A 15,145-nucleotide genomic window follows, 5' to 3' on the forward strand; every position below is an offset into this window, starting at 1 on the left:
TAATGCTAATTAATTGTATGTTTGGATTCGTTCACTCTGCACCTCCATGCAACTTAGAATCTCAATCAAACAACTAGCTTCAACTGTAAGCATTTCGAAGCCGGCAATTCTCTTGTTCCCTGGCATACTTGCCGCAACTGTTTTCTTTTCATGTGGTTCGCGCGATGGGAAGTCGACAGATTGGTCGGAATATCTTGGTGGCCCCGATCGTAACCACTATTCGTCACTGACTCAAATTGATTCTTCCAATGTGAAGGATCTGACTGTTGCATGGGAATATCACGCTGGCGACAGCGGACAGGTTCAGTGCAATCCCATTATCGTGAATAATATTCTCTATGCTGTTACCGCGTCGGTAGAGCCATTTGCTCTTGATGCCGCCACAGGTAAGGAACTTTGGCGCGTTCGTGATACATCCGGCACAACCTGGTACGGTACAAGCAGAGGATTGACATACTGGGAAGACGGAGATGATAAGCGAATTCTCTATACGAAAGAATCGTGGCTGTATGCTGTCGATGCACTCACTGGAAAGCCAGTGCCAACATTCGGCGAGAAAGGGCGGGTTAGCCTTGGTACCGGACTCGGACCGTTGGGCAGTAAGAGGTTTGTGATCTCTAATACTCCGGGAACAGTATATGAAGACCTTATCATTATGCCTATTCGTGTGTCTGAGTCAACGGATGCCCTACCCGGTAACATACAGGCCTTCAACATCAGAACCGGAGAGCTTGCATGGAAATTCAAGACCATTCCGCATCCCGGTGAAGTAGGCTATGAGACCTGGCCACCTCAGGCTTATCAGGACACAACGGTTGGCGGCGCAAATAGCTGGTCGGGCATGGCTGTGGACCGTTCGCGCGGAATGGTATATGTACCGACTGGATCAGCAGCCTTTGACTTTTACGGTGCAAACCGCACGGGCGATAACTTGTTTGCAAATACACTACTTGCGCTCAATGCCAGGACTGGCGAGCGAATCTGGCACTATCAATTCGTTCACCACGATGTACTCGATCGCGATGCTCCGGCCCCTCCTAACCTGGTCACAGTTATGCATGGCGGGAAGAAGGTCGATGCAGTCGCACAGGTAACCAAGCACGGCTATGTCTTCCTCTTTAACCGTGAAGATGGAACTCCATTGTTCCCCATTGAAGAGATTGCAGCTCCCGCTTCAGATATCCCTGGTGAAGTAACTTCCAAAACCCAGCCACGGCCGACTGCACCTGCGCCTTATGCAAGACAGTCGCTTACCGCCGACGATATTAATCCAAATGCGCCGAATCACGATGAACTGGTTGCCGCACTGGCGAAGAGCCGGAATGAAGGTCCTTTCACTCCTCTTTCCCGTCGGGGAACGATCATCTATCCCGGACTTGACGGTGGGGCCGAATGGGGTGGTGTTGCAGTCGATCCCGACGGTATTATGTATCTCAACAGCAGTGAGATGGCCTGGCTCATTTCCCTTGATACCATAAACTTTGAAAACTTCAAGCATCCAGGTGAGCGATTCTATATGACCAACTGTTCTTCCTGTCATGGACGCGAGCGCAAGGGCAATCCTGCGAGTGGTTTCCCTTCACTAATCGATCCCGCGAGCCGTTTCACGCGGGACCACGTTAGCCAGGTTATCTCGACGGGAAAAGGAATGATGCCGGCATTCAGGAAGTTTAGCGATGAAGAGAAGAAACTGCTGGTAGCATTCCTGTTTAACGACAAAGTTGAAACACGCTTAGATAAAAAGGAGCCCGGGAAGACAGAGAAAAAGGCAAAGGCCTGGCGCATTTCAGGGTATACAAAGTTTCTGGATAGCAACGGCCATCCGCCCATGCGGACACCGTGGGGAACACTTAACGCTATTGATCTCAACACGGGCAACTACCTGTGGAAGGTGCCTTTCGGCGAAACACCTGAGCTGAACAATCCTCAAACAGGATCCGATAGCTATGGAGGACCTGTCATCACAGCTTCAGGCTTGTTATTCATTGCAGGTACCAAGGACAGTAAGTTCCGTGTTTACAATATGAAGTCGGGAAAACTCCTATGGGAAACGAGACTTCCGGTTCCTGCTTTCGCAACGCCAAGTACTTACAGTGTAAACGGCCGTCAGTATGTTGTGATGGCCTGCGGTGGCACCAAACTAGGTTCTCCTAAGGGGGACAGCTATGTGGCATTTACACTTCCTCAAAAGTGAGGGTTGCCAGGAAGTGAAATCCAGGCGCTGGCGAAGTCTTCTTCTGCGTACTCTGCCGCTCACAGCTGTTGCCAATGAGTTTGGCCGAAAGCGTTTTCAATAGGTATCAGGGGGATCAATCTTTTCGAATCTTTCGATAATCTTACTCATGTAGACCCGTTTTAGTTGCAATGGGACACATTCGTTTTGTGGAACGGGCAAATTCACATACTTTTCAAGGCTGAATTTAGCCCAGGCAACGTTACTGTAGTTTCGGATTCTGGATTTTTTAACTTATTGAATGCGGTCTCCATTTTTTACTCTCTTGCTCCGCCGTGCGGGATATGCACTGTTGATAGTATGTTCTTTTCATCGGGCCTCTGCTCAGCAGGATTCTTTGATGTCTATTGTCGCCGATGAACTCAACCGGGAGTTTGCAGGACTAAGCAAAGCCGATGTGCCTGCCTATTACATGCACTACTACGTAAACGATATTGAGTATGCGACCATAAGCGCATCCTTTGGAAGTCTCGTCCATTCAAGTATCAATAGAAATCGCATTCTCTCTACGCAGGTGCGTCTCGGGAACTATCAATTTGATAACACGCATCCCGGATCAATTGAGAACGGTGAGTTTGGAGGATTCTCCGGAGGCGCGGGTGCCCGCGTTTTGCCACTGGATAACGATCGCGACGCAATCCAGACAAGTCTATGGCAGGCAGCAACAAATGAATACAAGCTGGCGCTCGATGCGTATAAAGCACTTCGCGATCGCAGGAACAACACCGACTCCATCAAAAGCAGCATTCCGGATTTCTCGAAAGAGTCACCGCTCGAATATCACCAGGCCAGTGGGCCTTCGCTTAGATCGTTGTACAGAAAGGAAGACTGGGAGAAGAAGATCCGTTCGTATTCGGCACGCTTTCTCAGTAGTCCACACGTTGTGTCTGGCGACGTTGCTTTTCGCTTCTCAACAGAGCAGAAATACTTTCTTTCTTCCGAAGGTGCAAGAATCAGGCAATACGTTACTTCGTGTTATGTGAACATCGCTGGCACGGTTCGGGCTACTGACGGCGACCTCGTTCCTCTCCATCTGTCCTACTATGCTGAAGTTCCGGAGAAGTTGCCTTCGGACGACAAAGTGTTTGCTGATGTGGCCAACATGGTTAAGCTGCTGGATGAACTCAGGAATGCGCCTCTTGCTGAGCCTTATAGCGGTCCCGCCATTTTACTGGCTCCTGCAGCCGGCGTGTTCTTTCACGAAATATTCGGTCATCGGATCGAAGGTCATCGCCTCAAAAATGAGTACGATGGTCAGACGTTCAAATCGCGCATCAATGAGCCTGTCCTTCCAAAAACGTTGACTGTGACATTTGATCCAACCATCAATGTAGTAATGGGCCAGCCAGTAAACGGCGCATACCAATATGATGACGAAGGCGTGAAAAGCAAGAAAGTGGTAGTGGTTGACAAGGGTGTTTTAAAGACGTTCCTTATGTCGCGCACACCACTTGATGAAGTACCGCATTCAAACGGTCATGCGCGCGCCGCCATTGGCAATTCTCCTGTGTCACGCCAGTCGAACCTTATTGTAGAGTCATCGAAGGCTGTCAGCATGGACGACCTGCGCAAAATGCTTTTGAAGGAATGCAGGAAGCAGGGCAAACGGTATGGGTATCTGTTTAAGGAAGTTGTAGGAGGGTTTACCGTAACCGATCGTTACAACCCGAATGCGTTCAACATCTTTCCTACTCTTGTGTATCGTATCTATGCCGATGGAAGACCCGATGAACTGGTGCGCGGTGTCGATCTGATTGGAACGCCTTTGGCCATGTTTGCAGAAATACAGGCAGCTGCGAACGACCGTGATGTGTTTATCGGATTCTGCGGCGCCGAATCGGGAAGCGTACCTGTGAGCGCCAGCGCTCCGTCGCTTTTTGTGCGGCGAATAGAAACTCAGAAGAAGCCGCGACAGTATGAATCGCAGTTGTTGCTTGAACGTCCATCAACCTCTGATCACTAAGTGCCATGATGCGTATTATCACAATATTTAAGTATCTAACTGCAGTTTGCGGCATCCTGGCATCGTCGTCGCTATTTGCGCAGCACGATGAAACGATACTTCGTGCCATGCAGGACGAGTTGAAACGAAGCATGGATATACGTGAGACCGGATACGACAAACCTTTTTTCATTAGCTATGGACTGACTGATGTTACCAGCATTAGCGTGTATGCTTCGCTCGGAGCCATCGTGCAGTCCGAAGAGTCGAGCAATCGCGGGAAGGCTATGCGCATACTCGTTGGCGACTACAGCTTCAATGATGAAAGCCTTGACAATGATTCAGAGAGTGAGATGTCCAGTGCAGAGATCCAGTTGCCTAGTGATGACGACTACGCAGGCATCCGACGCGCGTATTGGACAACGACTGATGCAGTTTATCGGGGAGCAGCCAAAAAATTTCGCAAGCATCAGCAGACTCTCAAAGACCAGCATAAAAAGATTGAAGACGTACCTCACAGGACTTATGCAAAAGTTCCTGTTGTGAAGGTGATGGCACCTGATGAGCGCTACACTATAGCAAAGTCGGACCTGGAAAATTATTGCAGGCAAATCTCTGCGGTATTTAAAGATTATCCGGGTATGGAATCTTCAGATGTCGTAGTAAACGTTCTGCATGGCAGGGATTATTTCATTAATAGCGAAGGCTCTGTCGTGGTACGCCCCTATCTGCTTTCCATGCTGCAATGCCGCGCTGAACTAAAGACTGAGCACGGCGAACCGATTACCGAAAGCCTGGTATTTTACGCGGAACGTCCGTCCGACTTTCCGAAGCTGGATTTAATGATTGTTCAGGTCAAAGAAATGATTAGTAAGCTGCAGGCCGTGGTCAAGAGCCCGGCGCTTGATGAGGAATATTCCGGTCCAGTTCTTTTCATGGGTTCCGCAGTAGCCAGTGCGTGGTCTTCTACTTTATTCTCCTATCGAGAAACTCTGGTTGCTTCTAATGATATCCCCAGCTCCACCGATTCACGGCCCGACAATACTTCCCTTCTCGACACCCGAATCGGAAAGTTAATTCTGGACAACAGCATTACTATTACTGCAAGACCAAAGCAAAAGAAGTTTGGCGGCGTCACGTTGCTGGGTGCCTATGACGTAGACGAAGAAGGTGTAGAACCGGCTGATGAACTTATTCTGGTTGACAAAGGGGTTCTTAAGAACCAGCTCAATGATCGTTCCATAGCACGCGAAGGTCAGCGCGCCAACGGCCACGCTGGAGGCCCTGCTGTAGTCGATATCTCTTCGTCCAAAGGGGTCACCGAGAAAGCCCTGAAAGAGTCGTTGATTAAACTTGCGATTGCCGAGGGATTGTCGTACGCCCTTATCGTTCGCGAGAGCGGCGATGTGCGCGGGAATATGGCGGAAGTTTGGAAAGTAGATCTTGCTACAGGCGCCGAGACACTTCTACGCCCAGCGCAGGTTCGCCGGCTTTCTCTTAAAGATCTGAGAAAAGTTTCCGGTATTTCATCGACACAGCAGGCTTACAACGTACCCGCTGGTGAAGGATCGCTGACGTCCATCATCTGTCCGTCCTCCATGCTGCTCGAGAGGATTGATGTTGTCCCACTGCGACTTCCGTATGAAGAGAAAGATGTGGAATACGTAACGAGCCCTTTGGCTAAGAAGGGCAAATAGCAAATTCCTGGTTTGCTGCCGCTCATCATATCCCACCATCCATATCAATCGCATTAGCTATCTTATAGGCCAAAACCTAACCTATGAGAATGTCTTTCCTCGCGGCATTTACCTTGATGCCAATTTTGCTATGGTCTCAGAGCAAAACCCTCTACCGGTACAGTGCCGATGCTGCGGCTGCAGAGATTGAAATCGAATCGCAGTTTGACACGCAGCTAAAGGCATCCAATCTCGACGAGTGGATGAAATATCTCTCTGGACGGCCCCATCATCTTGGCTCAGTTTACGGAAGGCAAAGCGCGGAATACATTCGCGACCATTTCAAATCCTGGGGATACGAAGCAGAAATTGAAACCTACAAGGTTCTTTTTCCGACCCCAAAGGTGCGCATACTTGAACTTGTAGCGCCTACAAAGTTCAAGGCAGGACTTACCGAGCCAGCACTTAAAGAAGACAAAACGAGCAATCAGACTAACGAACAATTGCCAACTTATAATGCCTGGTCTGCAGACGGTGACGTTACCGGGGATCTCGTGTTTGTGAATTACGGAGTGCCATCTGACTACGAAGAATTAGAACGACTTGGAATTGATGTAAAGGGTAAGATCGTGATTGCCAAGTATGGTGGATCGTGGCGCGGAATCAAACCTAAAGTTGCGCAGGAACATGGGGCCATAGGCTGCCTCATTTATTCAGATCCTAAAGAAGAAGGCTACTTCCAGGGCGACGTATACCCAACGGGCCCCTATCGAAACAAATATGGCGCGCAGCGGGGCTCGGTAGTTGATCTTCCTGTTCAGCCCGGCGATCCCAGTACCCCAGGCGTTGCATCTCTGCCCGACTCGAAGCGGGTTGATCATAAAGACTCTGAAAACCTTCTGAAAATTCCGGTTCAACCAATTTCTTATGCTGATGCCGAACCTCTCCTTCGTGCGCTGGGCGGTCCCGTTGTACCGGAAAACTGGCGCGGCTCCTTGCCTTTTACTTACAAAGTCGGTCCTGGCCCGGCTAAGGTTCACCTCAAGCTTACCTTCGATTGGAAGTTTGTGGACTGCCACAATGTGATTGCAAAAATGAAAGGCAGCGAATTTCCCGACGAGTGGGTCGTTCGTGGTAATCATCACGACGCATGGGTGAATGGCGCCAATGATCCCATTAGCGGAATGGTTGCCCTGATGGAAGAAGCCAGGGCAATGTCTGAACTGGTCAAAACCGGATGGCGCCCGAAACGCACATTGGTTTATTGTGCGTGGGATGGTGAAGAACCAGGCTTGATCGGGTCAACGGAATGGGTAGAGCATCACGCTGAAGAATTGCAGCAGAAGGTAGTTACTTATATCAACTCAGACAGCAATGGCAGAGGATTTCTGTATGCCGGAGGTTCGCATGCACTGGAACAAATGATGGGTGAAGTTGCCCGTGATATCACTGATCCTCAAACGGGAATTCCTTTGCTCGAACGGACACGGGCCGCGCAAGCCGCGCGGGCAGGTAGTACAGCCTCAAGGAAGACGATACTGGACAAAAAAACGATGTCTCTCGGTGCCCTTGGTTCTGGTTCGGACTATAGTCCTTTTTTTCAGCATCTCGGTATTCCATCTCTAAACATTGGGTTTGGCGGCGAAGACGATGGTGGTGAATATCATTCCATCTACGACTCATACGACCTTTTTGTCCGATTCAAAGACCCCGGATTTGAGTATGGTGTCGCCCTTGCCAAAGTAGCAGGCCGGGCAACGCTTCGTCTTGCCAATGCGACAACACTTCCCTTCGATTTCATAGCTTTTCATTCGACTGTGAGCGGCTACCTGAACGAAGTAACGTCACTGATTGACAATATGCGTGAAAGCACAGATGTTGAAAACAGAATGATTAAGAGCAACTACTTCGTTTATGCGCAGGATCCCAAAGTGAAGTATGTGCCGCCAGTGGCCAAGTCTCCGGTTCCTTATCTCGACTTCTCTCCTATTCAGAACGCCATGCAGACATTAAAGAAGGCATCATCGGCGTATAGCGATATCGTTGCCTCAGGAAGCAATAGTTCAAACGGACCAGAACTTAATCGTGCGTTGTACCAGGCAGAACAAAAGCTTATGGTCGCATCAGGACTTCCCCGCCGGCCATGGTACAAGCACACAATATATTCACCTGGATATTATACAGGATACGGCGTGAAAACGCTGCCCGGAATCCGGGAAGCCATCGAACAACGGAACTGGAGCGAAGCCCAGGAACAAATACAGATTGCCGCTAAAGCCCTGGTAGGCTTTGCCGCTGAAATTGAAAAGGCTACCCGTCTCGCGACGACGAATTGATAACCATGTGTCAAACTCGATTGGATACTACTTTCAATGATGATTACATTTGATGTATGGACAATGCCATCATAACCATATCGCGGGAGAGCGATTTCCTGGACTTTAAAAACCTGTTGAAGTCTTCCAATCTTCCGAGCGAGGACTTGAATATGCAACGGGATTTGCTCGTTGCCTACGTTGAAGACGGCCAGATGGTAGGCACCGGCGGACTGGAAATCTATGGTTCGTATGGTCTGCTTCGTTCGCTGTCCGTCAAATTAGGGACGCGCGGGAAAGCCCTGGGAACTGCCATTACGACGTACCTGATCGAGGAGGCCCGGCGACGCGACATAAAAGGCATTTACCTCTTGACGGAGACAGCCCGCGGTTTCTTTCAGCGCAAGGGATTTGTGGATGTTACGCGAGACCAGGTTCCGATGGAACTGCACGCGTCCTCGGAGTTTTCGGTCACCTGCCCAAAGACGGCAGCCGTGATGAAGCTGGACATTGTATAAACGGGGATGAACGTACTATCAATTGTTAGCCTGAGTGATCAGAAAGTCTGTTTACATGCCATTTTTTTCAAGCTCTGCAAGGGTATGTTCTATAAAAACGTGCACATTTGCGGTCTGATTGAAACCGCATGAAGCTGAATAAGTATTTCGTAATTGATTTCGACAGTACATTCACAAAAGTAGAAGCATTTGACGCCCTTGCTGATATCTCGTTAAAGGACCATCCTGACAGGGAGCAACGCAAAAAGCAGATCGCTGAAATCACGAATATGGGAATGGATGGATCGATCTCATTCCGGGAATCTCTGGAACGACGACTCAATCTGCTGTCACCTTCCAAATCGCATCTGCCGCCTTTGATCAGTTCATTGAAGGAAATGGTTTCTGAATCCTTCAAGCGCAACCGAACGTTCTTTGCTGACTATGCGGATAATATTTACATCATTTCTAACGGATTCCGCGAATTCATTGAACCGATTGTTACTGAATACGGTATCAAAAGCGAAAACATTCTCGCGAACGAGTTCCGTTTCGACGATGCGGGACATGTTGTCGGGTTTGATACAGAGAACCCGCTTTCTGCCAACAACGGTAAGGTAGAACAGCTCAGAAGATTAAACCTTCCTGGCGATGTTTATGTTATTGGTGATGGCTACACGGACTATGAGATAAAACATGCCGGGCTTGCCAATAAGTTTTACGCATTCACTGAAAACGTGGAAAGAGAAAGTGTCCTTAGCAAGGCCGACCACATAACGCCGAGTCTTGACGAGTTCTTATATTTAAATAAGCTCAACACAGCTATATCTTATCCGAAGAACCGGATCAATGTATTGCTGCTTGAGAACGTCCATCCGATCGCAGTATCCATTCTGCGTGCCGAAGGCTTCAACGTGGAGACTTACCACGCTGCAATGACGGAAGATGAGTTATGCGAGCGCATCAAGAATGTATCTGTGTTGGGTATTCGTTCAAAGACCCAGGTTACGGCTAAAGTTCTTGAAAATGCTAATCGTCTTATGGTGATTGGAGCGTTTTGCATTGGCACGAACCAGATTGATTTGGCTACCGCGACGCGCAAAGGTATTGCCGTATTCAACGCTCCCTTCAGCAATACACGTTCAGTGGTTGAACTGGCAGTTGCCGAAATGATCATGTTGATGCGCAACATCGTAGACAAGTCTGCCAAAATGCATAAGGGTGTATGGGATAAGTCTGCGAAAGGAAGCTTTGAGGTACGTGGAAAGAAACTTGGCCTTGTTGGCTATGGTAATATAGGAACTCAGTTGTCGGTAATTGCTGAGTCACTCGGTATGAAGGTCCTTTACTACGATACCGAAGAAAAGCTGAGTCTTGGTAATGCCGTTAAGTGCAAGTCGCTGAAAGAAGTACTTGAACAGGCGGATGTGATTTCACTCCATGTCGATGGTCGTAAGAGCAATCACAATCTGATTGGCCCGCGCGAGTTCGGCTGGATGAAACACGGCGTAATTTTCATTAACCTTAGTCGTGGTCACATAGTGGATATTCAAGCGCTTCGTGAGAACATCCTTACAGGTAAAATTGCCGGATGTGCTATCGACGTGTTTCCTTATGAACCCGTCAGCAACGATGAAGAGTTTCAATCGCCACTTCGCGGATTACCGAACACGATATTGAGTCCGCACATTGGAGGAAGTACTCTGGAGGCTCAGGAAAATATTGGAACGTTCGTACCTGGAAAAATAGTAGACTATATCAATACCGGAAGCACATCAAACAGTGTAAGCTTCCCTAATCTCACCTTGCCGTTGCTGAGCGATGCGCATCGTTTGATTCACATTCACAACAATGTGCCTGGTATTCTGGCAAAGATCAATCACATTCTGGCTGACAATGGGATCAACATCGTTGGTCAATACCTGAAGACCAACGAGTCGATAGGTTACGTGATAACGGATATCAACAAGAAGTATGATAAGGATGTTATCAAACAGCTTCGCGAGATTGATCAAACGATCAAATTCCGGGTTCTGTATTAGGCAATGAAGTCCGACAATACTAAGGCCGCCCTCTAAAGGCGGCTTTTTTTGTTTTAACACGGGACGTAAAGGCCGAACGATCCGGCTTGATTCGTGTGCACAACTATACCTTAGAAATTAAATGAGAAAGGACGTTAGAAGGGAAATTTTCTTAGGATAACAGCGACCAGAAATCGATCGCAAATCAACAAATCACGATATCAACAAATCACCAAATAAAAAAAGTCCCACTGGATTTGGCGAGGTGTTTCTGAACCCCATTAAGACAAGTTTTGAGCTGCCGTTGTCCGCAACCTTCTTCTGTTATCCTGCTTTTTGGGCGAGGTCCCGACGAATCGGGATGAAGCCTGATTTTGTACAACAGCTTCACTCGGCATTGTTTTTATTTGTTAGGTTCAGCAAACGTGTCCCAAACCCGAGTGGGATAGTGCGAAACTACCTAAAACACAGGTGCACGACAACGTTGTTAAAAATGTATTTTTTATTTAAAAGACTTGTGAAACGTTATTCTACTTTTGCGTCCCATGGCTACTCCCAAGATAAACTTCACCCCCGGCCCTTCACAGCTGTATTTTACAGTTGAAGATCATGCAAAAGTTGCTTTCAGAGAAGGAATACCCTCCCTGTCACACCGTAGCAAGAAGTTTGAATCAATTTACAAAGACGCCTCTGATGGCTTGCGGGAACTGCTTGGCATTCCATCAAATTTTCATGTGCTATTCACGGGCTCGGCAACTGAAGTTTGGGAGCGGATAATACAAAATCTCGTCGAACGGAAGTCTGTTCACCTCGTTAACGGGTCATTTTCGAAGAAGTTCTATGAAATCGCGCTTCAGCTTGGACGTGCGGCTACTTCGATTGAAGTCACACCAGGGTTGGGATTCAGTGATCAATTACAGGTGAGCGACGACACTGAACTGATTGCCGTTACGCAAAACGAAACGAGCACGGGTGTATCTACACCGTTGCAGGTTCTTAGTGAACTCAGAAAGAAGCATCCCAATTCTTTGATTGCCGTCGATGCCGTGTCCTCACTGCCCTACCCCGATTTTGATTACAACGGGGTGGATACTGTTTTCTTTTCTGTGCAAAAGGGATTTGGGCTACCAGCGGGGCTTGGGGTATGGCTCGTCAATGAGCGATGTGTAGAGAAGGCAAATGCACTGCTTGCTAAGAATATTTCTATAGGATCCTATCACAACCTCCCGAGCCTCATTCAGCATGAGGCGAAGTATCAGACTCCGGAAACTCCAAATGTTTTAGGTATATACCTGCTTGCCAAGGTGGTCGAAGACATGCTTAGGGTTGGCGTTCACAAAATCCGGAAGGACACAGAATATAAAGCGGCGCTGCTCTACAATGAACTTAATGCCCACGCTACAATCAGGCCGTTTGTAAGCGACAAAGCATTGCAATCCAGAACGGTGATTGTTGCCGCTACAGGAAATGCTACAAAAGCATTAACGGACCGACTACTGGAAAATGGAATTCAACCTGGCGACGGGTATGGACCTGCAAAGGCGACACAGCTGCGCTTCGCTAATTTTCCTACCCATGGCAAGGAGCAATATGAATTGCTCTGTGACATTATCAAGGCTTTCTAGGTATCAGCTAGTCATCGGCTGCATGTGGCTGCCGGAGCTTTTTTGCCTGCGGAAAATCTTAGAATTCTGGCTGCGATGCCTTTAAAGCACTCGCAATCTGTATGTTAAGTCGGTCGATCGGCTGGAAAACACGCCGGAGACGCAATTTGTCCTCTTTCTTTCGCCGTATCTTTAAACCATTTGAGCTTTTAAGTGTCCAACGCGCACATTCAAGCCCCAACGGCATTGGAGGACAAAGAACTCCTTTTAAAAATCCGAAACCCGGAAACCCGAAACTATGGGTTCAACCTGCTTGTGCGCGAGTACCAGAAGCGCGTGTACTGGCATATCCGCAAAATGGTAATTGACCACGACGATGCCGACGACATCATCCAGGACACCTTTGTAAAGATTCATAAGCACATTGAGAACTTCAGGGAAGACGCACAACTCTATACATGGATTTACCGCATTGCTACCAACGAATGCCTTAACTTCTTACAGAAGAAAAAACGGCGCTTCTTCCTACCCATTGGCGACCTGGAGGGCGAACTTACGGCCAAGATTGACAGCTCTCCGCACCTGTCAGGCGATGAAATTCAGATACGGCTTCAGAAGGCCCTGGTTCGGTTGCCGGACAAGCAGCGATTGGTTTTCAACATGAAATACTACGACGACATGTCATACGAAGAAATTGCGGCAATTACGGAGACGAGCGTTGGAGCCTTAAAAGCGAGTTATCACCACGCGGTAAAGAAAATTGAAGAATATTTGTCAGCATGATTAAACCTTGCCGATAAGAAGCTGTCTAAAAGTTTGATTGAGAGATGAAAAAACTCGATGACATTCCCAAAAAGCATCCGTTCACCGTTCCGGATGACTATTTTGATAAACTACCTGGCAACATACAGGCACGTGTGCAGGCGGGGACTGGTGAAAGAAAACCCCTCTTCGCCTATGCAGTACGCTATGCCATTGCCTCCGCTACCATTGCGATCGTTGCAGCCGTATGGTTTTGGATGCGTCCTTCGACTGAGAATAACTCAGCGGAAGATATCATCGCCAGCCTCGATACATCAGAATTGGTCGCCTACCTGAATGAAGGAGATATTACAACGGATGAGCTATTGGATGACGTGTATCTCGATGGTGAGGACGTGAAGGAGATAGAAGGCGCAGTGTTTAATCTGAACTTAAACGATTCAGACCTCAATGATTTTATTGATGACATTGATTAATAGTGGGATAAGATGATGAGCGAGTCAGACAAATTGAACAAAAAGTTCTTCGACGACCATAAACGAATAGCTATGAAAATATTCCTCACGTTGGGTTTCTCTCTGCTCCTCTTTACCGCGTGGGCGCAGGATGATGATGACTTGCCGGCCGGACCGGATCCTAACGTACGCAGCAAGATCCAGGCGGCGCGAGTCGCTTACATTACTGACCAGCTTGCGCTTACCCCTGAAGAAGCCGAAAAGTTCTGGCCTATCTACCGCGAATTCTCATCCAAACGAAAGGAACTTCGCATGCAGCTTCACAATGCGAAAAACAATCCTGATCCAGGTAAAACCGCCGAGCAAAACGAAAAGGCGCTTGTTGATCAGCAATTCGACATAAAGCAAAAAGAGCTTAACCTCGAGAAGGACTATTCGACCAGACTCCTGAAAGTGATCAGCGCACAAAAACTACGCACGCTTCCCGACGCCGAACGCCGATTCCGGCAAATGATTCTCGAGCAGATACAACGACGACAGCAACAGCAGGAGCGCCAGCGAAATATGAGAGATCAATCACAAAAGAAACTTCAGGAGCGCAACAACTAGCACTACCGTTGCATGCAGATTTGTAAACGATGGCTCTTTACAGTCGTGCTCTCTACTTCCGTCCTTGTAACGCGGGCACAGGAGGCTGACTCATTAATCCTGTCGGGCATTGATGACGCGTTGAGTTTTGAGGACTCTCTGTCAATATTCACTATGATCGATAGCCTGATGCAAATGGACGACCTTAACCGTTCACAAATTGCCGTCAGGCTAAGCTATAACAGCAACGTACTCTCCGCAGGTCGGACGCTTGGAATAGAGAACTTTGGCCTCGCTCCCGGAGTGTCCTACTATCACAAGTCTGGTTTATATGCTGATGTCTCAGGCTACTGGAGTAAGGACTTCGACCCCTCCTACTACCTGACCATTACCTCAATAGGATACATGCATAGCTTCTCAAAATACTTCTCCGTGATAGGTGGCTATGATCATTACTTTTACAACTTTAACGAAGACACTTACATTCCCTATAGAAATGCGCTCTCGGTTACACCGATGGTCGATTACAAATCGCTTACACTTTCATTTAATTATTCTTTTTACTTCGGTGATACATATGCAAACCGGCTCATGCCCGGACTGACTTGGGTTATATCTAAAAACCGCTGGCTGGGTCTTGACCGTATTTCGTTCTCTCCGTCTGCTTACGCCCTGTTCGGCGATGAGACAATCACAGACCTGGAACTCGTCTGGCCTAAAACTCTTGTTGAAGCGATCAAAAACAAAAAGCAGTACGGAAGGATCTACGCATTTGTCGAGCATAACAACCGGGTTTTTGGGGTTATGAACTATGCTTTTACCGCACCACTCTCTGTGACGCTAAAAAGATTGACACTGATGCTTTCATACACCTACAACATACCGAAAGCGCTCCCTGGCGAGCCTCTCACCCTGTCTGAAAGCAGCTACTTGTCTGGTAGCCTCACCTGGTTCATCCCTCTACATCGGAATAAATTGCCTTTGGAATTTTGATTGGCTTAGATATTTTGCGCCTTCGCCCATTTCAAACAACCGCATGCATTGCGGGGATG

Annotated in this window: 11 protein-coding genes; all 11 read left to right on the plus strand. The window is 48.0% G+C overall.

The window, feature by feature from the left end; all coding sequences use genetic code 11:
• Positions 1-46 precede the first annotated feature (46 nt).
• The 11 genes from WBG78_RS17810 (at position 47) to WBG78_RS17860 (ending at position 15,086) form a co-directional block, all read left to right on the plus strand.
• Positions 47-2,194: an outer membrane protein assembly factor BamB family protein gene (locus WBG78_RS17810; RefSeq protein ID WP_337327817.1), complete on the plus strand. Its 2,148-nt coding sequence runs from the start codon at positions 47-49 to the stop codon at positions 2,192-2,194.
• Positions 2,195-2,474: 280 nt separating this feature from the next.
• Complete coding sequence (locus WBG78_RS17815) at positions 2,475-4,196, plus strand: metallopeptidase TldD-related protein (RefSeq protein WP_337327818.1); 1,722 nt, start codon at positions 2,475-2,477, stop codon at positions 4,194-4,196.
• A gap of 5 nt (positions 4,197-4,201) precedes the next feature.
• Positions 4,202-5,872, plus strand: a complete 1,671-nt coding sequence (locus tag WBG78_RS17820) for a metallopeptidase TldD-related protein (protein ID WP_337327819.1) — start codon at positions 4,202-4,204, stop codon at positions 5,870-5,872.
• Between the two features lie 83 nt (positions 5,873-5,955).
• Positions 5,956-8,187 carry a transferrin receptor-like dimerization domain-containing protein gene (locus tag WBG78_RS17825; RefSeq protein WP_337327820.1) on the plus strand — a complete coding sequence of 744 codons (2,232 nt, stop codon included), beginning with the start codon at positions 5,956-5,958 and terminating at the stop codon, positions 8,185-8,187.
• A 56-nt stretch (positions 8,188-8,243) separates the two neighbouring features.
• A complete protein-coding gene (gene arsN2 / locus WBG78_RS17830) occupies positions 8,244-8,684 on the plus strand; it encodes an arsenic resistance N-acetyltransferase ArsN2 (protein WP_337327821.1) in 441 nt (146 codons plus the stop codon).
• 128 nt (positions 8,685-8,812) lie between these two features.
• Positions 8,813-10,705, plus strand: a complete 1,893-nt coding sequence (gene serA, locus WBG78_RS17835; protein ID WP_337327822.1) for a phosphoglycerate dehydrogenase — start codon at positions 8,813-8,815, stop codon at positions 10,703-10,705.
• Positions 10,706-11,229: 524 nt separating this feature from the next.
• Positions 11,230-12,309, plus strand: coding sequence for an aminotransferase class V-fold PLP-dependent enzyme (locus WBG78_RS17840; RefSeq protein ID WP_337327823.1), 1,080 nt, complete (start codon positions 11,230-11,232; stop codon positions 12,307-12,309).
• Positions 12,310-12,534: 225 nt separating this feature from the next.
• Entirely contained in the window at positions 12,535-13,071 is a 537-nt protein-coding gene (locus tag WBG78_RS17845) for an RNA polymerase sigma factor (RefSeq protein ID WP_337328050.1), read from the plus strand.
• Positions 13,072-13,115: 44 nt separating this feature from the next.
• On the plus strand, positions 13,116-13,526 hold the full coding sequence (locus tag WBG78_RS17850) for a hypothetical protein (RefSeq protein ID WP_337327824.1): 411 nt from the start codon (positions 13,116-13,118) through the stop codon (positions 13,524-13,526).
• Positions 13,527-13,598: 72 nt separating this feature from the next.
• Positions 13,599-14,114, plus strand: coding sequence for a hypothetical protein (locus WBG78_RS17855; RefSeq protein ID WP_337327825.1), 516 nt, complete (start codon positions 13,599-13,601; stop codon positions 14,112-14,114).
• Positions 14,115-14,126: 12 nt separating this feature from the next.
• Positions 14,127-15,086, plus strand: coding sequence for a hypothetical protein (locus tag WBG78_RS17860; RefSeq protein WP_337327826.1), 960 nt, complete (start codon positions 14,127-14,129; stop codon positions 15,084-15,086).
• Positions 15,087-15,145: the final 59 nt, after the last annotated feature.

The organism is Chryseolinea sp. T2, from assembly GCF_037203685.1.
In the GTDB taxonomy this organism is placed as follows: Bacteria; Bacteroidota; Bacteroidia; order Cytophagales; family Cyclobacteriaceae; genus Chryseolinea.